We start from the raw sequence: 22225 nt of genomic DNA on the forward strand, positions 1-22225 counted from the left end.
TCACTGCCCCGTGTGTGCGGCTGGAGTCAATTAAGGTGCACTGTATACTCCTCCACCCTCAAGCACGACCGCAGAGGTCGCGGTTGGACATCATGATGCATGTTTCGATAAATGGCATGGCGGCCAGCCTGGATCGACAGCTTTCAAGCCGCGGCGAAATACTTGGTTCCGACAACACCAACGACAATCAGTCCGATGAAGCAAAGCTGCACAACGTTCAGGGGCTCGTCGAACAGGATCACACCGAGCATCGTGACGCCGGCTGCTCCCAGCCCGGTCCAGATGGCATAAGCCGTTCCGGCCGGTAGGCCGCGCATAGCCAGGGCAAGCACGCCCATATTCAGAAAGCTCAGCGTCACCGGCACCGACGCCGCAAGCCATCCGCCTCGCATCGCCGCCCATTTGAGGCTGAGCGCCCATGCAATTTCGATGACGACGGCAATGCCGAGAAAGATCCACGCCATAGGGCTTCTCCTGTCCGGGCTGAGGAGAACGGACGCGAGTGCCGGAAACCCGAAAGAAGCAGCGCGTGAATGGTCGCCGACATATAAAGAACGAGCTGAAGGTGGGATAGGGGCAGCTCGCGTCATTCCCATAAGGCTGCAAACGCGCCGACCTGACACGGTCAATTCCAACGAAAAGTTACGCCGCCTATCAAACAGATGCGCCCAGTGGAGCGCGCCGGCCTCCCAGGGCGTAGCCGCCCGGTCGACGAACGGAACTCGCTCGGGCAAGCTGAGAGGTTCGAGCACTCTGGAACGTTCTTCCCATCAGCCCGCAGGAATTGGAACAAAATTCCGCTGTCCGGGCGGATTTTATGATCCGCGCCATGCGCAGTCGAAGTCCGGGAATGCTATTTCTCCAGGCGTCTGCCTATAAAATGAACAAGCAAGGAAACGCCATGTCCAGGCTGCCGCTACGCACGATCGAAGACGCTCCCGAAGAGGCCAGGGAAAGGCTGGTTGCCGCAGAGAAGAACAACGGTTATCTGCCCAACCTGCTGCGCGTTCTCGCGAATGCGCCTGTCGCTCTGGAAACCTACCTGACGGTAGGCGGCATCAACGGGCGGGCTTCGCTGACCCTCGCCGAACGCGAGGCGGTGCAGATCACTGCCGCTGCCACGCATGGATGCGGCTTTTGCGTGGCCGGCCACACGGCGATCTCCTACAAGAAGGCTGGTCTCGAGGCGGGCGTCGTCGATGCGCTGCGCGCAAAGACGACGGTGCCCGACGCTCGCCTGGATGCCGTCGCGCGCTTCACCGAGGCTGTCATAGCAACGCGCGGCGCGGTTTCCGACGAGGCGCTGGCGGAGTTCAAGACGGCTGGCTATAACGATCAGCAGGCACTCGAGGTGGTGCTGGGTGTCAGCCTCGCCACGCTCTGCAATTTCGCAAACAATCTCGGCCAGCCGCCGCTCAACCCGCAACTCGAATCCTATCGTTGGGAGGCGTCCGGCATCCCGGTCGCAGCCGAATGAGCGTGCGCGCCACCCTCCCGGCCGCTTGCGCCGAATGGCTCGCGCAGGCGGCCGACGGCATCGATACGGGCATCGAGCCCGCTTCGATAATCCTGCCGCGACTGAGTGGGGCAGGTCTCGTGGGTGCCGGCGTGCCGGCGGAAGCGGGAGGATCGGGCGGCGATATCGTCGATGGCGTGGCTGCGATTTCGGCTGTCGCCCAGGAATCGATGGCATCGGCCTTCGTCTTGTGGGGGCAGCGTACCTACATCGAATATCTGCTTCAAAGCCCCAACCGTGAGCTGGAGGGCCGCTACCTGCCCGATCTGCTCGAAGGGAGGATCGCAGGTGCGACCGCCCTTTCCAACGCGATGAAGTTTCTCGCCGGGCTGGAGCCGCTACAGATCACGGCCAGGCAGGACGGCGACACGCTCGTCCTTGACGGCAAGATGCCGTGGGTGACCAATCTGCGCCCCGCCGGCTTCCATGTCGCGGCGGCCGTCGATCGCGCCGATGGGGGGCCTGCCTTCATAATCTCTCTGGCGCACGACGATGAGGGGCTTGTCCGCTCGGCCGATCTCGAACTGATAGGCATGCGCTCGTCGGACACGGCCGCTGTGACGCTCACCGGCGTGCGCGTAGGCCGCGATCGGATCCTCGCCGAAAAAGCCGTGGACTGGCTGCCGCGGGTGCGGCCGGCCTTCGTCGGCTTGCAGTGCGGCATGTCAATCGGACTTGCTCGTCGCGCCATCATCGAGGCCGGGAACGCTGCCGGGTCGGGCCGCGGCGTATTGGGCGAACCGATCGCCGAAGTGCAAAATCTCCTGGACCGGACCGAGGCACGACTGTTCGCGGGCCTTCGCTCGCGCGAGTTCGAGGTCGACGCGGCTTCGCTGTTCGAGTTGCGCATCGAGTTGGCCGATATCGTGGCCGAGGCCGTGTCGCTGGAGCTTCAGGCTGCCGGCGGGCGGGCTTATCTGGCCAGATCGGGCAGGGACTTCGCGCGCCGCTGGCGCGAAGCCGCTTTCGTTCCGTTGATCACGCCCAGCCTCGTGCAGCTCAAGTCAGCGCTCCAGCAGAAATTGAAGGCGGCATGAGCGAGGCGACGCCACACTCCGCGCTGAGTGCCAGAAACATAGCCTTGCGCTATGCCGGCGCGACGGCGCCCGTGCTTGCAGGGTTCAGTCTCGATCTCACCAAGGGCGAGATCGTGACGGTTCTGGGGTCGAGTGGTGTCGGCAAGTCAAGCCTGTTGCGAGTGCTTGCAGGCCTTCAAGAGCCGAGCGCCGGTTCGGTCGAGACGGCGGGGCGTGCCGTCTCGGGCGTCCATCCGCGCCTCGCCATCGCATTTCAGAATCCGGGTCTTCTGCCTTGGCTGGATCTGGAGAACAACGTTGCCTTCGGGCTCGACTTCAAGCACCAGACTCATCTTTCAAGAGACGAGCGGCAAGCGCGCGTCGACGCGGCGATCGCCGAGGTTGGTCTCGACCACGCACGCGGGCTTCGGCCGTCGGAACTGTCGGGCGGCATGGCACAGCGCGCCGCGCTCGCCCGCTGCCTTGCCCGAAAGCCTGAGGTGCTGCTGCTCGACGAACCCTTCGGCGCACTTGACGAGGTGACGCGATCGGAGATGCAGCGCCTGCTTGTTAAAGTCGTCAACGACTATGGCACTGCCGCCGTTCTTGTCACTCACGATATCGACGAAGCGCTGCTCGTTTCGGACCGCATCCTGCTTCTGGGCGGCGCTCCCGCTTCGCAGATCGGCGAGTGGAAGATCGACCTGCCGCGTCCGCGCGAGGATTTCGTCTCCGAGCTCGGCCGTGTCCGCATAGACATCGTCGCCACGCTTCGTAGCGCGGTCCGCCGCCACTGAACACGGGATTTCATCCATGCCCACCGAGGATTTTCTTTTCTCCCGCAGGGACATAGTCAAGCTTTCGGCGCTTCTGACGGCGTCCGGGGCATTGCCCTTGCTCAACGCCCGCAAGGCCCGGGCCCAATCGGCCGACGAGCCCGTGCGCGTCGGATACCTGCCGATCACCGACGCCACGCCGCTGCTGGTCGCGCATGGCAAGGGTTTCTTCGAGGCCGAGGGACTTCAGGCCGAAAAACCGGTACTGTTCCGCGGCTGGTCGCAGATCGTGGAAGCTTTCCTCGCCGGGCAGGTCAACGTCGTCCACCTCCTGTCTCCGATGACGGTGTGGGCGCGCTACGGAAGCCAGACGCCTGCCAAGGTCGTCGCCTGGAACCACACGAGCGGCTCGGGGCTGAGCGTCGCCAACGACATCAATTCCGTTGCCGAACTCGGTGGCAAGACGGTGGCAATTCCGTTCTGGTATTCGATCCACAACGTGGTGCTCCAAAAGCTGTTGCGCGAGAACGGCTTGAAGGCAGTCACCCGTTCATCGGGCTCGATCGCCGGAGACGAAGTCAACCTCGTCATCATGGCTCCGCCGGATATGGTGCCGGCGCTGGCTGCCGGCCAGATCGCGGGTTACATCGTCGCCGAGCCGTTCAACGCGGCGGCCGAGGTCAATCAGGTCGGCAAGGTACTTCGCTTCACCGGCGACGTGTGGAAGGACCATGCCTGCTGCGTGGTCTTCATGCACGAGCACGACCTCGCCGAGCGGCCTGAGTGGTCGCAGAAGGTGGTCAACGCCATGGTGAAAGCGCAGCTGTGGACGCGCGACAACCGCGCCGAGACCGCGCAACTGCTTTCGTCCTCGCACGAGCAGAAATACACCCCCCACAGCGTAGAGATCCTGAACCGCGTTCTGACTCCCGAGGAAGGCGATATCGAGCAATATGTCGCGTCCGGTGCGATCCGACATCCCGAGTGGCGCAACAAGCGCATCGACTTCCAGCCATATCCGTTCCCGACCTACACCGAGGAACTGGTGAAGCTGCTAAAGGAGACTCATGTGGAGGGCGACCGCGCGTTTCTCGATGCGCTCGATCCGGCATTCGCTGCGCAGGACCTGGTCGACGACAGCTTTGTGAAGAAGGCGATTGGCAGCGTCGGAGGTCTTCAGGCATTCGGCCTCGGCGAAGCCTTCACGCGCACGGAGACCATCCAGGCGTGAGCGTGACGGCGGAAGAGGCAAGCCGTGCCGGCTTCTTGGCGCGGCCGGAGAAAAGGAAGCAGGCTTTGCCCTCGGCGGGGCAGCGCCGGCTGCTTCACGTCGGGCTCGGTATAGCCGGTCTCGTCGTGATTTTGCTGGCTTGGTGGATCAGCACCGACCTCCTGGCAAGCGAGCGCAGTTTTGCACGGCGCTTCTCGCCCATCGCCGCGTTGCCGACGCTCTTCGACCTTGTTCGCGGACCGGATCTGTGGCTCCACATCCTCGTCAGTCTGAAGCGGGTGCTGATCGGGCTTGGCATCGCGCTTGTCGTGGGAGTGCCCGTCGGGTTGCTCGTCGGCGCGTCCAAATTGGCCGAGGCTGCCACCACGCCCGCCTTCCAGTTCCTGCGGATGATCTCGCCGCTTTCGTGGATGCCTGTCGCCGTCATGGTGTTTGGCGTCGGCGACGTGCCGATCTACTTCCTGCTGGGCTTCGCGGCTATATGGCCGATCCTGCTCAATACGGCGGCGGGCGTGCGCCAACTCGACCCGCACTGGCTGCTGCTTGCCCGAAGCCTGGCGGCAACCGGCTGGGAAACGCTCACGCGCGTCATCGTACCCGGCGTGCTTGGCCATGTGCTGACCGGCTTGCGGCTTGCGATCGGCATCACCTGGATCGTGCTGGTACCCTGCGAGATGCTGGGCGTGCAGGCGGGCCTTGGCTACTTCATCCTCGATACGCGCGATCGTCTCGCCTATCCCGAATTGATGGCCACCGTCATCGCCATCGGCGTCATCGGCTATGGTCTGGATTTCGCCGCCCGCGTCATCGTCCAGCGCTACGCGCCGGGGAAAGCCTGATCTTCCAGCTTTTCGACGGTCGGCTTGGATTGAAGCGTTCTGCCGCTACCGACGCCCTGCTTCCGGCGGCGGGATAGGGTGCAGGTTGGTGCCCGAAAGCTATCGCGACGAGAGCGCTCGGCTGCTTTGCAGCAAACGCTCGCGCAAGGCATCGGTCTGGTGTTCGGACAAATCGACCGGCAATACCAGGCAGATCGTCGCCTCGATGTTTCCGTCCACGCCGTAGATGGGGGCCGCAAGACACTGGGTCACCGCATCCACGAGCCCCCTGGTCAGGCAATAGCCGTCGGCGCGCGCCTTGCCGACCGCATCGATGAACTCATCGATGTCGATGCGCCGCCCGTCCGGCAGCGTAAGGTCTTCCTCGGCGATCAACTCTTCGATCTCGACGCGGCTTCGGCCGGCGAGCAACAACCGGCCCGACGCAGTCCAGGGAATAGGGATCTGTAGCCCTACGGCGGAACTGATGCGGAAAGGTCTGTTTCCTGGCCGCATATGCATGATGGTGTATCGGCCGCTCTGGAGCATGCAGAACTCGCTGGTCTCGCCCGTTTCCTTGGCGAGGCGATCGACCTCGAGGCGCGCGCGCTTTGCCAGCGAGTTCTCGCGAATGTAATTCAAGCCGTAGAGATACATGCGCTTGCCGAAGAAGATGCGGGAATCTTCCGGGGAAATCTCCAGCAAACCCGCCTGGGTCAGATCGTTGACCAGCGTGTAGGTCGAAGAGCGCGGCGCATTAAGTGCCTTCGCCAACGCACCGATGCGGATGGCCTCTCCATGCCCGTGAAGGAACTCGAGGATCTGAAGGATCCGGTCGACGCTGCGCTCCCGGCGTTGAGGGGCGTCGGTACCTGCCAGTGGGGAAGTGGTGTCCATATGCGACTTTCTCTTGCACATTTCCGCGACGTTGCTATGGTGTCTCTAGCACGAGACTAGTGTCTTGTATACTAGACAGCTAGCAAAGACACGATGCAACCCGGACAATGCCGAGCAGGCTCCCGAAGCGTCGTTGGGAGGGAGAGACATCACTGTCATGAGCAATGGGCCCAGGATGAGCCATCAGGCGATACGCGAGCGTATTGCGACATTGCCTCGGCTCGACATAGCGCTCAAGAACACGCCGCTCGAAGAGGCGCGCAATCTGACCCGCGCCCTGGGCGGACCGCGCATATTCGTCAAGCGGGACGACCTAACGGGCGTGGCACTCGGCGGCAACAAGCTGCGCAATCTGGAATTCCGCCTTGCATATGCGATGAAGGACGAGCCTGACACAGTTATCGTGGGCCTGGACTTGCAGTCCAACTCTGCGCGTCAGACGGTCGGCGCCTGCAACAAGCTTGGACTGCGCACGATCCTCGTCCTGGAAGGTCGCAAGCCAAACAACGTGCAGGGCAACCTGCTGGTCGATTATCTTCTCGGCGCGGATGTCCACTTCGCTGCAAACCAACGCGAGCAGCGTGCGATGCTAGACGGCCTTGCTGATGAAGTGCGGGCACAGGGTGGTCGGCCACACATCCTCAACGACAATCCGATGTTCGACGTGGCCTCGGCGGTCGCCTACCTGGAGGTGACGCTGGAGGTCCTCGACCAGCTCGATCAGCGAGGGCTGAAGCCCGACTATTTCTACATGTCCTCCAGCGGGAAGGGCTCAGCTGGCATCATGCTGGCGCAGAAGTTGATCGGCGGCTTCGCCATGCACGCGGTCTGCGCCACCGACGAATTTCATCTGCCTTCCCGCACGGCCAAGATAACCAACGAGACGATCGCAGCACTCGGGCTCGACATCACGGTCGCCGAGGACGAGGTCGTCAACACCGAGGATTTCGTGGGCAAGGGCTACGGCACTCCGAGCGACGCGGGCAACGAGGCGGTGCAGCTCTTCGCCCGAACCGAAGGCATCATCCTCGACCCGATCTACACCGGCAAGGCGGCTGCCGGCCTCGTTGCCGACATCCGCGCCGGCCGCTTCTCGCAGGACGACGTGGTGGTTTTCGTCCACACGGGCGGCACGCCGGCAATCTTCACATGGAATGAGCTTTGGCACTGATGCGGAGCCGGGTGGCCGAACCCGTCCGCGTCCAACAACGAAGGGGAGTCTTGGAATGAAACGCAGGGAGTTCTTGTCGGGTGCGGCCGGTGCCGTACTGCTTTCCACCTTGCCCGCGGTCTCGATCCGGGCTTTCGCTCAGAACGCGGCAGGCGTCATCACGTTCGGTCAGAGCACGGCCGTGCTCACCCTGGACCCCGCGCACGGCGCCTTCACAGGCTATCCGGGCGGCTACGAAGCGGCGCTGCTGCTTTTCGACCGCTTGCTCGATTTCGATGCCGACATGAAGATCGTGCCACAGCTCGCCGAGTCCTTCACCATGAGCACGGACCTCAAGTCTTGCGAGCTGAAGTTGCGGAGCGGCGTGACTTTCCACGACGGCACGCCCTGCGATGCGGCGGCGATCAAGTTCAACATCGAGCGCATGATGAAGAAGGAGATCAACACGACCAACCGGCCCTTGTGGGATCCGATCGTCGGCGCCGACATCGTCGATGATAGCACGCTGGTGATCCGCACCTCCGCGCCGTTCGCGCAACTGCCCAACACGCTGGCTCACGGCTCGGGAGCCATCGTGTCGCCGGCCGCTATCGAGAAATTCGGCGAGGACGGCTTCGCGCAGAACCCCGTCGGTGCTGGGCCGTATATGGTCGAGAGCCTCAATGCCGGTCAGGAACTGAAACTGAAGGCCTTCGACGGCTACTGGGGCGAGAAGCCGGGCGCATCCGGCGTCGTGTTCCGCTTCATTGCCGAGCCTGCGACGCGCATCAACGCGCTGACGACGGGTGCCGTGGACGTGATCGACTCCGTCCCGGTGCAACTCGTCAGCCAGCTCCAAGGCAACGCCGACATCGAGGTGGTGCGCCGCCCCGGCTTGCGCCCGATTGGCCTGGCGATGAACCTGACGCGTCCCGCACTTTCGGATGTCAAGGTACGCAAGGCGCTGAACCTTGCCGTTCCCGTCGCGACCATCGCCGAGAAAGTTTTCTTCGGCTTCGCCAAGGCTCCGGACTCGCCGCTTGCATTCGATGCGATTGGCCATAAGAGCGTCGGCGAAGCCGCGTTCGACCAGGAACAGGCAAAGGCGCTGCTGGCCGAGTCCGGCTACAAGCCAGGCTCCGATGGCGTGCTGGAAAAGGACGGCGCGAAACTCACGCTGAAGCTCTATGCGCCGGAAGGACTGTTCCCGGGCGATGTCGCCGTCGCGGAGATCGTCGCGGCCTCGCTCAAGCAGGTTGGCGTGGATGTCCAGATCACCAAGATCGAGAAGGGCGCCTACTGGGATCACCTGCGGCAGGACAAAGCCAATCTCGCCTGGGACCTGGCAATGTTCGGCTTCAATCCGTCCAATGCATCCGGCACCTATCATCTGGCCTCGCTGTTCAAGTCCAATGCCGATGACAACGCCAAGCCGGATGTCTGGAACATCGGCCGCTATCGCAACCCCGAGGTCGACGGGCTCCTGGTCACCGCCGACACCGCTCCAGAGGAGTCGGCACGGCTGGAGGCGCTGGGAAAGGTGCAGGAACTGGTCTGGGAAGACGCGCCCTATTTGTGGCTGCAGATCAACGAAAACGTCTCGGCGGTGCGCAAGCCGATCAGCGGCGTGAGCGTCATGCCGATCGTCTTCACCAACCTGCGCAATGCCGCCAAGGCCTAACGCGGGCGCATCGATGATCGGGTTCGTGGCCAGACGCTTCGCGACCATTCCGCTTGTGGTGCTCGGCGTCGTCACGATTCTGTTCATCATCTTCAAGTCGGTGCCCGGCGACGAGGCTGCCTTCGTCGCCGGTGCCACTGCCACTCAAGCGGAAATCGAGGCGGTGCGCGTGCAACTCGGTCTCGATCAGCCGCTGATCCAACAATACCTGCGGCACGTATCCGGGCTGGTCGTCGGCGATTTCGGCTACTCGACCACCTTCCGAAGCAATCCCCTGCCGCACATCATCGACCGGCTACCGGCCACGCTGGCGCTGGCGGCGGCGGCGATTGGGCTCACGATCCTCGTCGGCATTCCTGCTGGGGTCGTGGCCGCCGCCTATCGCAACCGGCTGCCCGACTACCTGATCTCGCTGTCGGTCGTCGGCCTGCTGGCGATCCCCAATTTTTGGCTGGGCATGCTCCTGATCGCCTGGCTTTCGGTCGATCTCGGGCTGTTGCCGAGCTTCGGGGCCAGCGGCCCCGCCTCATTGGTCATTCCGACGCTGGCACTCGCGGCGCGGTTGATCGCCCTGGTCGCGCGGATGACCCGCGGCGTCGTCATCGAGGAACTGCGGAAGGACTATGTGCGGACCGCCCGCGCCAAGGGGCTGTCGAAAGGGCTGGCGCTGCGCCGGCACGTGTTGCGCAATGTAATGATCCCGACGGTCACCGTGATCGGCCTTCAGGCCGGCTACCTGCTCGGCGGCTCCGTCGTTATCGAGCGGCTGTGCGCGTGGCCGGGCATCGGCGACCTGTTGCTGACGGCCGTCTCGGTGCGCGACTACACGCTGGTGCAAGCGATCGTGCTGATCTTCGTCGTGTCCTTCCTCGTCATCAACATCGCAGTCGAGGTCATCTACCGTTTTGTCAATCCGAGGCTGCGCTATGCGTGAGACCGTTCTGCGCCGCAAGCGCCGTTCGGGGCGCCGCGTCAACCTGTTCCTGTGGCTGGGCGCATCGCTTCTGGCGACCTTCGTCATGCTCGCCGTGCTGGGCGAGCGTATCGCGCCCTACGATCCGAACGCGCAGGACCTCTTCGCCATGCTCGAGGCGCCGACAGCGGCGCACCTGCTCGGAACGGACAATGTCGGGCGCGATATCTTCTCGCGCATCATCGTCGGCACGCGGTTCACGCTGTCTATCGCGCTCGCTTCGGTGCTCTTCGCCGGCCTCGGCGGCATCGCTCTGGGTTCGATCGCCGGTTATTTCGGGGGGCTGACCGATCGCATCGTCACCGGCGTCATCGATCTCCTTCTGACGGTCCCGAACATCGTGCTTGCGATCGCCATCGCCTCGGTCGCAGGCGCCAGCGCCACCGGCCTCACCATCGCCATCACGGCAAGCTTCATCCCACCATTAGCCCGTCTCGTGCGCGGCCGCGTGATCGAGCTGATGGCAGAGGATTTCATCGCGTCGGCGATCACCGTCGGAATGGGACATACGCGCATCCTGCTTCGTCACATTCTGCCGAACGCCGCCACCGTTATCATCATCGAGCTCAGCCTGAACGCCGGGCAGGCGGTCCTCGTCGGCTCGGCGCTGGGCTTTCTCGGCCTCGGCGTTCAGCCCCCCGCGCCCGAATGGGGCACGATGCTGGGCGCCAGCCGCGAATATCTCACCCTCGCGCCCCATCTGGTGGTCGCGCCGGGCATCGCCATCTCGCTCCTCGTGCTTGCCTTCAACGCCTTCGGCGATGGGCTGCGCGACGTCTTCGATCCAGATTCGGCTACCTGACAGGCGTACCATGGAATACGGCATCATCGATTGTCACGCGCATATCTTCCCGCCGGCTGCGACGGCGGCGGGCTTCCCTGACGTGGCGACGCATCTGCTTCACCAGCAGCGCTCGATGCACATGCACGGCAACCAGCCTTACCGTCGTTGTCACGATCATTCGATCGTGACCGAGCGCCCGCTGTGGGACGCGAAGGATCCGTCGCCGACCGGCCGCCGCGAGGTGAATTTCCGTATAGGCACGCATGGCCGCTACGAATGGACGGTCGACGACGAAGATCAGTACGTCCAGTTCCTCGCGCCGTGGATGGCAAACCTCGAAATGACCGCCGAGACGATGATCGCCTACATGGACTATGCCGGCGTTGCGACGGCCATTCTCCAGAACGACCACATCTACGGCAATCTTGCGGAGGAGTTCGCCGCCGCGGCGCGTGCTTATCCGGACCGCTTCATAGGGCTGGCGCAGGTGGAAGAAGCATTCGCCTATCAGGACCACGAACTCCAACGCCTCCATGACGAGATCGGCCGGCTCGGCATGGCCGGCTTCTATTTCACGACCACAGGCATGTTCCGTAGCGGCTACAAGCCGATGCATTCAGACCCCGCCTACGACCCTTACTGGAAGCTGGTTGAAGCAAGCGGCCTGCCGGTCTTCTGGGTGCAATCCGGCAATTCCCCGGTCGGAACGTACGAAGACGAGATGCGGCACCTTGCCCGCATCATCGAGCGGTTCCCGGGAATCCGCCACCTGTTGGTGCACGGCGTGCCCACCACGCTCTATGCAGACGAAAATGACAAGCTCAAGCTGCCGCCGATCATCGAGACGCTGCTGACCGAGGGGCCCGTTTTCGCAGAGATCCTCTACCCGATCGCATGGGGAGGAAAACAGGAGTATCCCTATCCGCGCGCGCATCTGCATATACGCCAGTTGGTGGAAAGGTTTGGAGCGTCCCGATTCCTGTGGGGTTCGGACGCGCCCAACGTGGATCGCTACTGCACTTACGCGCAGTCTCTGACCTACTTCACCCGCTACAGCGACTACCTGTCTGAAGCGGAGAAACGCGCGATCCTGCGCGACAATGCGGTCGCCTTGCTGCCCGCGCTCGCACGAATGGACAAGCGCGAGGGATGACGCCGCTTCTCTCCATAGAGGGACTGACCGTCGAACTCGCTACCCGCGATCGCAGCTTCGATGCCGTGAGTGATCTCACCTTCGGAGTGTCACGAAACGAGGTGTTGGCGCTGGTGGGTGAGTCGGGCTCGGGCAAGAGCATGACCGCGATGGCGATCATGCGGCTGCTGCCGGAGCCGGTGGCCGAGATCGTATCGGGGAGAATCCTCTTCGACGGCATCGACCTCGCGACCGCAAGCGAAGCTACCTTGCGTGGCATCAGGGGAAATCGCATCGGCTTGATCTTCCAGGAGCCGATGACCTCGCTCAATCCGTCAATCCGTGTAGGGCCGCAGGTCGCCGAGGTGCTGCGGTTGCACAAGGGGCTCGATGCTGGCGCAGCACGCAGACGTGTCGAGGAGCTCTTCGAGCAGGTTCGGATCCCCGATCCGAAGCGCCGGTATGACGATTACCCGCACCAGATGTCTGGCGGCATGCGCCAGCGCGTCGTGATCGCCCTGGCGCTCGCCTGCGATCCCGATGTGCTGATTGCTGACGAGCCGACGACGGCGCTCGACGTGACGACGCAGGCGCAGATCCTGGAGACGTTCCGCGACCTGCAAGCTGCCGTTGGGGCGGCCACGATCCTGATCACGCACGATCTGGCTGTGGTCGCAGAGACGGCCGATCGCGTCGCGGTGATGTATGCCGGCCGTATCGTCGAGGAGACGACGACCGAGCAGCTGTTTGCGGCGCCTCGCCATCCATACACGCACGGCCTGCTGGGTTCGATCCCGCATGTCGCGGATGCGGGCGGGACCCGCTCGCCCGAGCGGCTGCCGGAAATCAAGGGAACGGTGCCGGCGCTCTGGGCGCTGCCGCAAGGCTGTCCCTTCGCACCACGCTGTCCGCGTGCCCGCCAGCGCTGCGAAGCCGAGCGCCCACCTCTCGACGAGCTCGCACCTGGTCACCGCGCGGCCTGCTGGTATCCCGTGGAGGTGGCGCCGTGACGACGCTGCTCGACGTCAGGAATATTTCCAAGCAATTCACCGTCTCGCGCGGGGTCAGCGGCGGTTCGGCGACCGTGCATGCGGTCGACGACGTTTCGTTCTCGATCGCGCGCGGCGAGACGCTTGGACTGGTCGGCGAAAGCGGCTGCGGCAAGTCGACCGTCGGCAAGATGATCGTGCGGCTGCTTGAGCCGAACGCAGGCAAGATCCTGCTCGAAGGAACTGATATTGCCCACGTTTCCCATCGCATCATGCGGCCGCTACGGCGCAAGGTGCAGATGATCTTCCAGGATCCGAACGGCTCGCTCGACCCGCGCCAACGTGCGGGCGACCTCGTGGAGGAGCCGCTGATCGTGCATGGCCTTGGTACCGCGTCTGAGCGCAGGGCGAAGGTAGCCGATCTTTTCGCTCGCGTCGGCCTGCGGGCGGACCAGATGGGAAACGTGCCCTCGAAATTTTCCGGCGGGCAACGGCAGCGGCTGGCAATTGCTCGTGCGCTGGCGCTCAACCCGTCGCTGATCGTTGCCGACGAGCCGGTCTCGGCGCTCGACGTGTCGATCCAGGCCCAGGTCGTCAACCTGATGTCCGATATCCAGAAGGAATTTGGACTGGCCTACCTGTTCGTGGCGCACGACCTGGGTGTGGTCCAGCACATCAGCAACCGCGTGGCAGTGATGTATCTCGGCCGGATCGTCGAGATCGGCGACACCGGCGCGATCTATCATCGGCCGAGCCACCCCTACACGCGTACGCTGATGGACGCCGTGCCGCGCCCCGATCCTGCTCGGCGGCACAGCCGCATCAGGGTGCCGCGCGGCGAGGTGCCCAGCCCGCTCGACCCGCCGCCGGGCTGTGCCTTCCATCCGCGCTGCCCGATCGCGACGGAGATCTGTCGCCAGATGCGTCCGCCGCTGCGCCGCGTGGCATCCGGTGCTGAAGCAGCTTGTCATCATGCGGAATAGGGCCTCACCGGGACGGCCCTTCCGGTACCGACAGAATTGTGAATGGAGCATTGCATGACTTTCGCAGATCACGACGCGCCTGCGGCGACATCGCCAGAAGAGCGGCTCGCACGACTGGGCATCGTGATCCCGCCGCCGCCGCCGCCGATCGCCAACTTCCTGACGCATGTGCGTGAGGGAAACCTGCTGTTCCTCTCCGGGCAGGGACCGCGTGAACCGGACGGTCATTTGCACACAGGCAAAGTCGGCGCGGGAGTGACTATCGAAGAAGCCTACGCCCACGCCCGCCTGACAGGCATCAATCTCCTCTCGGTCATGCAGAGCGTGCTTGGCGATCTCAGCCGGGTGAAGCGGATCGTAAAGCTGCTCGGCATGGTCAACGCCGCGCCGGACTTTGGCGACCATCCGAGCGTCATCAACGGATGCTCGGATTTATTCGTCCAAGTCTTCGGCGAGCGTGGAAACCACGCGCGCTCAGCCGTCGGTCTAGGCTCGCTCCCGGGGAGGATCACGGTGGAGATCGAGGCGATCGTCGCGGTCGGGAACTGAATTTCCGCAGGAGCCCAACCTTTTGGTGGATGCGCGGTCGCCCACCATCGCCATTGCCTGCATAGGCTGGTCGAGTGACATGTTACCCAGCAGCACGGCGCGACGCGCAGCAAGGGTAATATCCACTGACCTGGCGCATCAGCCTCCATTTCTATCTTTAAACCAGCATATGGTCCGCCTTGTCCCCACGCTCGATGACAGCGCTGATATCGCCGGCGTGCTACCCGAAATGGCTCTTTACAGCTCTTGGCCAGATCTGTGGCAGAACCGAGTATTGCACCGATATTCGGGAAAGTCGTTCCCGAATTCGGCGCATTCTTGAAGCGTTTCCCCTCGCATATGCTTCTTCCGACGAGTTTGGTCGGGAGAAGAAAGGTGATTACAGCTAGCCAAGCCAAACAGGCGAACGAACAATACCGCGAGGAAGGCTATGCTCTTATCCGCGGTTTTATCGACGGTGATGAGGTCATGCGACTTCAAAAGGAGGCAACCGCCGTCTATGAGGAGGGCCTGAAACATCATGCAACCTATCGGAACGGCAATCTCACATTCCAGGTGCTGCCGGAGACGCATTTCGACAGGCGCTACGTTCTCCAAGCTTACTGGTTTTCCTGGATAAATGAATATTTCGAAAAGATCAGACGCAGTGACGATTACTTCGTGCTGCTCCAAGGCCTGTTGGGGCCCGACATCAGGCAGATAGCCCAGCAGCTCCATTGGAAACCGCCGGGCGTAAACGTCACAGGCTACCGTTTCCATCAGGACATTCGATTCCGGAACGGGGACGACCTCGAAAAAGTCGCCGCTTCCACTGTCACGACCGGACTTGCAGTCGACCCGGCGACAACGGAAAACGGCTGTCTCCAGGTCGTGCCAGGCAGCCACAAGCTTGGTTATCTCGGTCTGTCCGACGATTCCCACGACGGCATGTTGATGAAGGGACTGACGGCGGAGGAAGAACTGCGCAAGGTGGGCATCGACCCTTCCACCATCGTCGATCTCGTTCTTGAACCGGGGGACTTGGCAATGTGGGGTTTGCTCACGGTGCACGGATCTTCTCCAAACAAGTCCGATTATGACCGTGCGTTCCTGCTCTCCAGCTATGTGCGAGCCGACGCCACGGAGCGGGGAGAGTGGGCCTTCCGGAACGGGGTTTCGACACCCCTTGGTGATACGCCAAAGCTCTGCAAGGACGATCGCCTGCTGACCAATCCGGGGCCCGAATACGACACCACAGTGTGGTGGAACTGAGACCTTGAGCGGCAGCCAGCGGCTTCCGCTCAAATCATATCGGAGGACAGCTCGCGAATGAGGAAGTCGACGAAGGTCCGGACCTTGGCGGGCACATAGGTTCTATGCGGGTAGAGTGCATAGATCGGGCTGGAAGCGGGGCGGTACTCGTCGAGTACCGCCCCGAGCCTGCCTGTGCGCAATGCGTCATCGACCAGCAGACTGGGAAGATTCCCAATTCCGAATCCAGCCAGCGTCATTTGATAGGCAGCTTCCACGCTGTTGGTCGAAACGCGGGACTTTACCGGAACCGAAAATGGGCCGTCGGGGCCGAGGAACGGCCAAGTCCCTATGCTTTTGGCATAGTTGCTGAGGACGCATTCGTGGTCGGTGAGGTCGGAGGGGTGCAAGGGTCGTCCGTGTGTGGCGAAGTACTCCGGCACCGCGCAGACGTAGTTTCTGACCTCGCCGAGGCGACGGGCAATCAAAGCGGAATCGCTCTGGTCCCCGAACCGGATTGCGACGTCATATCCTTCCTCGACGACGCCAACCACGTATCGCGAGGTCAGGTTGAACTCGACCGACGCCAATGGGTTCTCCTGCAGAAATTTCGGGATCAGCGCCGTGATGCGCGTATGGCCAAGGACGTTGGAACAGGACACCCGGATCAAGCCGCGAGTGTGACTATGAAGTCCTCGCGCCGAATCCTGCAGCTCGTCAATTTCGTCCAGCAGCGCCTTCGTTCGTTCCAAATAATTGCGGCCAACTTCCGTCAGGCTGAGCTTTCGGGTTGTTCTGTTGACCAGCCTGACCCCCAGATCGTCTTCAAGATCCTTGAGATGGCGGCTGACCGCTGTCGACGACATGCCGAGTTCGCGCCCGGCTGCCGACAGACCGCCAAGGGTGGCAACCCGCTCAAATACCCTCATCGCCGTAAAGAGGTTCATATCGGCCCCCCCGCACAATTTTCCAAGCGAATGCGTCTCAAACAACCATGTCGATCACAAGGGAGGAAAACAATGCGTGATCATCCGTTACTGTCCCGGCTCAAGAAGGAAGGGGGCCGCGGAAGCGTAGACAGGCGGGAATTCATTGCGCTTGCCAGCATATTTGGTGCCAGCGCCGCTGCGTCCTACTCGCTCCTCGGGTTGACTGCTCCAACCGCAGCGCTTGCCGAAGAGAAGCCAAAGCGCGGCGGCATCCTGCGAGTCAGCATGCAGGTGATGGCACTCGACGATCCCAGAAAGTTCAGCGTTTCCCAAATGGGAAATATCGCCATGCAGTTCATTGAACCGCTCGTCCGCTGGAACCATGATTTCACCTTCCGGCCAATGCTGCTCGAACACTGGGAGATCAATGATGAGGCCACCCAATATGTGCTCAGCGTCCGCAAGGGCGTGAAGTGGTCCAACGGCGATGAGTTCACCGCTGAAGATGTGGCCTTCAACATCGGTCGCTGGTGCGACAAGGACGCTCCGGGCAATTCCATGGCAGGGCGGATGGAAGCGCTCATCGATCCTCAAGCCGGGAAAGCAAGGAACGGAGCCATCGAAGTCGTCGACGGCCACACCGTGCGCCTGAATCTCGCACGGCCCGACATTACGATCATTCCCGCGATGACAGACTATCCCGCATTGATCGTTCATCGCGATTTCGACAAGACCGGAAAGCAGCTTGCCGAGCAACCGATAGGAACTGGACCATTCGAGCTGACCAACGTCGATGTCGGTGTAAGCGCATCTGTGCGAAGGCGACCGGACGGCTCGTGGTGGGGAGGCGAGGTCTATCTGGATGGCGTCGATTGGATCGACTACGGCACGGACTCCCAGTCCACGATAGCTGCCTTTGAATCTGACGAGGTCGATCTGAATGGCCAGACTCAAACCGGCTTCGTCAAGATACTCGACCAGATGGGGCTGGTCAGATCCGATGTCGTCACCGCCACGACGATCGTGGCTCGCATGAACGTCATGGCCGCGCCTTACGACGATAAGCGCGTTCGCAATGCCGTCCAATTGGCGGTAAACAACGAGGAAGTGCTGGTGCTCGGAGCCGATGGGTTCGGCAGCGTGGCCGAGAACCACCATGTGGGACCCATGCATCCCGACTACGCCGAACTTGATCGGGTCGAGTACGATCCGGAGAAAGCAAAGCGATTGCTCGAAGAGGCTGGCGCCCTCGATCACGAGTTCGAATTGATCTCCGTGGAGGCGGACTACAGGAAGGAGAGCGCCGACGCTATCGGGCAGCAATTGCGCGCAGCGGGGTTCAAGGTGAAGCGCACCGTTTATCCGGAGTCCACCTTTTGGAACAACTGGACCAAGTATCCGTTCTCGGTCACCAACTGGAATGCACGTCCGCTCGGAATCCAGACCCTCGCTCTTGCCTACCAGACTGGCAGCGCCTGGAATGAAACAGGCTATTCCAATCCCGAATTCGACCAAAAGCTCGAAGAGGCAAACGCGATCGCCGACTCAGAAAAGAGGAAGGCGCTCATGGCCGAGCTGGAGAGAATGTTGCAGGATTCCGGCATCATCATCCAGCCGTATTGGCGCAAGCTGTTCTGTCATATGAAGCCCAGGGTCAAAGGGTATCAGATGCATCAGGCCTACGAACAGCATTTCGAGAATGCATGGCTGGCATAGCGGCGGACTGAACAGGGAATTGTCGGCCAGCGCATCGGGCAGGAGGCCTGTCTACGGCGCAGGCACCCTTACAGCTCTTCGCGTGAAAACGGGTTCACGCGAAGAGCTGTAGGCCGGCAATTGCTATCCCAGCATCTTGTCGAGCTTCTCGATGGCCGCGCGCGCGTCCGAGATCAGGCCGTCGAAAGCATCGAGCAAGTCCTTGTCGTCGGCCTCTTCCTGCGCCAGCGCCTTCCTGGCCAGTTCAGCCTTGCCCGCCAGTTCCCTGTCGACTGTCAGCGCTCGGTTGAAGGCGTCTGACTGAAAGGCATCCGCGAGCTTGGCGCGCTCCGGCTGCCGCGCCTTGGCCGCCGCCGCCACGTCGCCGCGAGTCTGGCGGGCGGCCCGTTCGAACTGGGCGGTCAACATTTCGGCTGGATCCTGCTTGACCGCCCTGGTCGGCCCGGTTTTGATACCTGGTCCGGCCGGAAGGACCACGACCGTTCCCTGCTTCAGCTTGCCCGTCCCGAGCGCCGGATTGAGGGTACGGATACGTTTCAGCACGGCCTCCGCCTGCGTCTTGCCCAGGCGGCCGTCAATCAGCTCCGCACTGATCTCCTGCAAGGTCTGACCCGATTTCGCGACGAATGTGCGCATGGTTCTCCCTCCATGTCAGTATTGGACGTTGAGCGGCACGAAGGGCGGCGGAACGTTGCTGATGACGCCCGTCGTTACGTTGCCCACCACGGTGACCACCTGGGCGTCCAGGGTGATCGACCGCTCGCCGCCATCCACCTGGTTGCTGGTGACGGCAGCCGTGAAGGCGCGCAGCGATACCGCTTCCTTCTGATTGAAGCGCGCAAGCACGCGATTGTCGCCGAAAAGGCAGTGCAGGGCAACGATGTCCACCGCGAGTTGGTGCCCTCGTGAGACGAAGCTGTTGCCCAGCACCGACCCGCTGCCGCCGCTCCCCCGATCGTCCGTGCCGAGCTCGGCAATGAAGGCCTCACCGGCCACGCCGACCACGATGCCGCGACCGTTCTGCAGGTTGACCATCGTGAAGGAGCCGGACGTCGACACGAAGTCATCGGCATTCTGCACGACTAGCGCCGTCCACTCGCCCACGCCCTGTTGATCGATCGCCGTCGCATCGCGCTCGACCCGGTTCTGTTGCACTTCGAACTCGCGCAAGGGCGAGGACAGCATGATTCCGGCGGTACGGCCCAGCGCATCGCCCGTCGGCCCGATGGCGATAGCTTCGTTGTCGCGCACTCGCGCACGCTCGACGCCCAGCGCGAGCACGCCGGCGCGAAAGCGCGCGGTCTCACTGTTGACGCCGATCGCGCGCATGGTGTTGCCGGCGATATTGGCGGAAGGCGCGCGGGTGACGGCAATGCCGTTCACCATGACGGGGCCGGCCTCGCGCCGTGCGTCGATGTCGCGCAGATGGTTGTTCTCGATCGAAACCGATCCGCTGTCGGGATGGCCAACCGCAACGATGCCGTTGCCGCATTCGGCGATAATGTTGAGCTTGATGATGAGGTCGCGTACAGGCGATAGAACCTCGACGCCGGCGCGTCCGTAGCCGCGGATCTGATTGCCCAGGATCTGCGCCATGGTGGTGCCGGTGCGCACCAGACCGCGCGTCACCTGCACGCCCACCGCCTCATCGTTGGTCGCGGTGTTGTGCAGCTTATTGTCCGCGACCCAAAGCCCGTCGCAGGAAGAGCGCACGCCGGTTCCGGAAGCGAAGACGCTGTTGCCGCAGATGCTGATCGATGCCCCGGCCAGCGACACACCGAGCGTGCTGATGGCTGCGACGGCGGAGCCGAAGGCATGATTGTCCCGAATCTCGGTGCCGAAGATGTGAAGCACGCGGCCGTCCAGCACTACCGACTGGCGGCTGCACAGGAATACGTTATCGCGCAGCGACAGGGCCGCGGCCAGCAAGAACGGCTCCGGCGCGCCTTCGTCCCGGGACGCGGTGGGATCATTGGCGAGCACGCCCGTTTCGGCGAAGACGATATTGTCGCCGAGATTCGCTTCCACCACCGCGCCCTCGAGCGAGATGGCGGAACTGCGGCTGTCGCCCGTCACGTCCAGCACTGCAATCATCAGTTTTTGCAGCGACAGCCGCGCCGCGCTCTGCACGGCGATGGCCGGGCGGTTCCCGACCGACAGGATCGCCAGGCTTTCGATGCCCACGGCGATGGCATTCTGGATCAGGAATGAGCCGCTGCTGGCGGCGATGATCGTCGCCGGGCCTTGGCCCCTCACCAGCACGGAGCGGATGCCGGTCATGCGCACCGCCTCCCGCAGAGGGAACTGGCCCGGGCCGATACAGACAGTGCCGCCCGTCTGAGCGGCCTGATTGACCGCGTCCTGAATGGTGAAGCTGCCATCCGCATGCGAAGCTTCCGTAACGCAGGCGGTGCACGCGCAGTCATGCACCTCGCCGCCTTCGGGCGGCCAGTCGTTGCGGCAGTCGGTCACCGTGCCCGCGGCGACGTCCCAGATGCCCAGTCGTGCAAAATGGTGGTGGATGCCGCGCGGCGGCGCCCGGTCGAGCAACTCGACCGAGGCGTCCGCGGTGCGGGCCGCAAACACCCAGTAGTCGCCAGGCTTGAAACCGCGACCGCCGGCGTCGGAGAAACTTACGGTCACCCCGTTCTCGAGCACCAAGGTGGTGTTGGCGCCGGGCACGGTGATGACGCCGGGCGAATTGGCCGCGTCCAGATCCTGCACCTGCACCGTCGTGCCGTTCGGCCCGGTGCGGAAGATGCGCCGGGCCTGGTCCCAACGGCGGACACGAAGGTTGCGCGCGTCGGGGAATTCGCTGTTCGGGAATGATCCCGGGAGCAGCGTAGCGGGCAGCGCCAAGGTGAACTCCAGGCGCCGCGTTTCGGGCGTCACCGTGACCTTGCGTATCTCGCCGGCGAGCTGCGCGAACTCGCGGGCATCGTCGATGATCTCCACCCAGTCGCCGGTCTTGATCGACAGCACGTCATCGCGGCCAAGAGTATCGACCTCGAGCACTGTCGCCGAAACGATGTTGGAGACGCGGCTGCCGACGCTGGCGTTCTCGCGCGACCATTTGAACGTGGCCGAGCCGGCCTGCCCGCCATCATGGATCTCGACGCGGTAGAGTTGGTTCTCGAGTCCGCGATAGCCGCCCGTGGGCGGCAGCTCGCAGGGATCGTCGACCTGTGCTACTTCGAAGGTGCCGGTCGTCAGCCTGCCGCTCGAGGGCGCGACGATAGCCTCCCACCCCGGCACCTCGCCGTCAGGTGTCGCGCAGGTAGTGCCGGTCCCCACGTCCTCGGCCATGACGCGCACCTGCCAGACGGTCTGGATACGTGAGGTTGTTTCAACGCCGACGGCGTTCTCGACGAGGTCCGGGCGCTCCAGATGGGTGACCTCGCGGTCCCACACGTCGATATAGACCAGATGGCGGCCGGCCGTCGGCAGTGCCGGCGGGCTGGGAAAGTAGGGCTGTGACGCGTAGGGCACCGGATTGGCGAACTGCGGCTCCGCCATCAGCGGATCGAAGAGCCGCTCGGCGCCGTTGTTCGACGGCGCGCCATGGTTCTCCGCGAGCAGGCCGTCGACATAGAGCCTGCCCTTGCCGATGTTCAATCCCGTACCCGCGACCGATATCTCGAATGCGTCAGGTGTGGTGGAGGAGACGGTCGCGCGGCCCAGGACGTCGCTCGCCACTGCCCGGAGGCGGCGATCCAGAATCGCCGTCAGCTCGTTGGCGTCGGCGTCCAACATGACGCCGCCCTGCTTCAGTTGCACGCCGGCAAAGTCGAGCAACGGATCAAGCCGTACCCTCGAAAAATCGTTCGCCATGAGGCACTCCTCGCAATATGCGGT

At 63.1% G+C, this 22225-nt stretch carries 20 protein-coding genes; 15 read left to right on the forward strand and 5 right to left on the reverse strand.

Features of this window, described 5'->3' with window-relative positions; translation table 11 throughout:
- Positions 1 to 143: 143 nt before the first annotated feature.
- On the reverse strand, positions 144 to 464 hold the full coding sequence (locus ACCO56_RS16030) for a DMT family transporter (RefSeq protein WP_433641782.1): 321 nt from the start codon (positions 462 to 464) through the stop codon (positions 144 to 146).
- A gap of 437 nt (positions 465 to 901) precedes the next feature.
- Between ACCO56_RS16030 and ACCO56_RS16035 the strand changes: the two genes are divergently transcribed.
- Genes ACCO56_RS16035 through ACCO56_RS16055 form a run of 5 tightly spaced genes read left to right on the forward strand, consistent with a single transcriptional unit; the run spans position 902 to position 5378 of the window.
- Positions 902 to 1477: a carboxymuconolactone decarboxylase family protein gene (locus ACCO56_RS16035; protein ID WP_433641783.1), complete on the forward strand. Its 576-nt coding sequence runs from the start codon at positions 902 to 904 to the stop codon at positions 1475 to 1477.
- Positions 1474 to 2553: an acyl-CoA dehydrogenase family protein gene (locus tag ACCO56_RS16040; protein WP_433641784.1), complete on the forward strand. Its 1080-nt coding sequence runs from the start codon at positions 1474 to 1476 to the stop codon at positions 2551 to 2553. Before ACCO56_RS16035 ends, ACCO56_RS16040 begins: the two co-directional genes overlap by 4 nt.
- Positions 2550 to 3329, forward strand: a complete 780-nt coding sequence (locus ACCO56_RS16045) for an ABC transporter ATP-binding protein (RefSeq protein ID WP_433641785.1) — start codon at positions 2550 to 2552, stop codon at positions 3327 to 3329. The genes ACCO56_RS16040 and ACCO56_RS16045 overlap by 4 nt, the downstream gene beginning before the upstream one ends.
- A gap of 16 nt (positions 3330 to 3345) precedes the next feature.
- Positions 3346 to 4539: an ABC transporter substrate-binding protein gene (locus ACCO56_RS16050; protein WP_433641786.1), complete on the forward strand. Its 1194-nt coding sequence runs from the start codon at positions 3346 to 3348 to the stop codon at positions 4537 to 4539.
- A complete protein-coding gene (locus ACCO56_RS16055) occupies positions 4536 to 5378 on the forward strand; it encodes an ABC transporter permease (protein ID WP_433641787.1) in 843 nt (280 codons plus the stop codon). Before ACCO56_RS16050 ends, ACCO56_RS16055 begins: the two co-directional genes overlap by 4 nt.
- Before the next feature lie 99 nt (positions 5379 to 5477).
- Here the strand turns inward: ACCO56_RS16055 and ACCO56_RS16060 are convergent, their stop codons facing one another.
- Positions 5478 to 6254, reverse strand: a complete 777-nt coding sequence (locus tag ACCO56_RS16060) for an IclR family transcriptional regulator (protein ID WP_433641788.1) — start codon at positions 6252 to 6254, stop codon at positions 5478 to 5480.
- Between the two features lie 157 nt (positions 6255 to 6411).
- Between ACCO56_RS16060 and ACCO56_RS16065 the strand changes: the two genes are divergently transcribed.
- The 9 genes from ACCO56_RS16065 (at position 6412) to ACCO56_RS16105 (ending at position 15746) form a co-directional block, all read left to right on the forward strand.
- Positions 6412 to 7425 carry a pyridoxal-phosphate dependent enzyme gene (locus ACCO56_RS16065; protein WP_433641789.1) on the forward strand — a complete coding sequence of 338 codons (1014 nt, stop codon included), beginning with the start codon at positions 6412 to 6414 and terminating at the stop codon, positions 7423 to 7425.
- 55 nt (positions 7426 to 7480) lie between these two features.
- Positions 7481 to 9085 carry an ABC transporter substrate-binding protein gene (locus ACCO56_RS16070; protein WP_433641790.1) on the forward strand — a complete coding sequence of 535 codons (1605 nt, stop codon included), beginning with the start codon at positions 7481 to 7483 and terminating at the stop codon, positions 9083 to 9085.
- 13 nt (positions 9086 to 9098) lie between these two features.
- Positions 9099 to 10019 (forward strand): ABC transporter permease, encoded by a 921-nt coding sequence (locus tag ACCO56_RS16075; RefSeq protein ID WP_433641791.1) that lies wholly within the window; start codon positions 9099 to 9101, stop codon positions 10017 to 10019.
- Positions 10012 to 10860, forward strand: a complete 849-nt coding sequence (locus ACCO56_RS16080; protein WP_433641792.1) for an ABC transporter permease — start codon at positions 10012 to 10014, stop codon at positions 10858 to 10860. The genes ACCO56_RS16075 and ACCO56_RS16080 overlap by 8 nt, the downstream gene beginning before the upstream one ends.
- 10 nt (positions 10861 to 10870) lie before the next feature.
- Positions 10871 to 11995, forward strand: coding sequence for an amidohydrolase family protein (locus ACCO56_RS16085; RefSeq protein ID WP_433641793.1), 1125 nt, complete (start codon positions 10871 to 10873; stop codon positions 11993 to 11995).
- Positions 11992 to 12984, forward strand: a complete 993-nt coding sequence (locus tag ACCO56_RS16090; RefSeq protein ID WP_433641794.1) for an ABC transporter ATP-binding protein — start codon at positions 11992 to 11994, stop codon at positions 12982 to 12984. The genes ACCO56_RS16085 and ACCO56_RS16090 overlap by 4 nt, the downstream gene beginning before the upstream one ends.
- Positions 12981 to 13946 (forward strand): ABC transporter ATP-binding protein, encoded by a 966-nt coding sequence (locus ACCO56_RS16095; protein ID WP_433641795.1) that lies wholly within the window; start codon positions 12981 to 12983, stop codon positions 13944 to 13946. The genes ACCO56_RS16090 and ACCO56_RS16095 overlap by 4 nt, the downstream gene beginning before the upstream one ends.
- Before the next feature lie 54 nt (positions 13947 to 14000).
- Positions 14001 to 14495 (forward strand): RidA family protein, encoded by a 495-nt coding sequence (locus ACCO56_RS16100; protein ID WP_433641796.1) that lies wholly within the window; start codon positions 14001 to 14003, stop codon positions 14493 to 14495.
- A 318-nt stretch (positions 14496 to 14813) separates the two neighbouring features.
- On the forward strand, positions 14814 to 15746 hold the full coding sequence (locus ACCO56_RS16105; RefSeq protein ID WP_433641797.1) for a phytanoyl-CoA dioxygenase family protein: 933 nt from the start codon (positions 14814 to 14816) through the stop codon (positions 15744 to 15746).
- A gap of 29 nt (positions 15747 to 15775) precedes the next feature.
- Here ACCO56_RS16105 and ACCO56_RS16110 read toward each other — a convergent pair whose 3' ends face one another.
- Positions 15776 to 16672, reverse strand: a complete 897-nt coding sequence (locus ACCO56_RS16110) for a LysR family transcriptional regulator (protein WP_433641798.1) — start codon at positions 16670 to 16672, stop codon at positions 15776 to 15778.
- 72 nt (positions 16673 to 16744) lie between these two features.
- Between ACCO56_RS16110 and ACCO56_RS16115 the strand changes: the two genes are divergently transcribed.
- Entirely contained in the window at positions 16745 to 18370 is a 1626-nt protein-coding gene (locus ACCO56_RS16115) for an ABC transporter substrate-binding protein (protein WP_433642019.1), read from the forward strand.
- Between the two features lie 123 nt (positions 18371 to 18493).
- On the opposite strand, the gene ACCO56_RS16120 is transcribed toward ACCO56_RS16115, so the two are convergent.
- The gene (locus tag ACCO56_RS16120; RefSeq protein WP_433641799.1) at positions 18494 to 19006 is read right to left on the reverse strand and encodes a hypothetical protein; all 513 of its coding nucleotides are present in this window, start codon (positions 19004 to 19006) and stop codon (positions 18494 to 18496) included.
- 15 nt (positions 19007 to 19021) lie between these two features.
- Positions 19022 to 22201: a DUF6519 domain-containing protein gene (locus ACCO56_RS16125; protein ID WP_433641800.1), complete on the reverse strand. Its 3180-nt coding sequence runs from the start codon at positions 22199 to 22201 to the stop codon at positions 19022 to 19024.
- Positions 22202 to 22225: the final 24 nt, after the last annotated feature.

Origin of the sequence: Mesorhizobium sp. 1B3 (genome assembly GCF_050958605.1) — a bacterium.
Taxonomy (GTDB): domain Bacteria; phylum Pseudomonadota; class Alphaproteobacteria; order Rhizobiales; family Rhizobiaceae.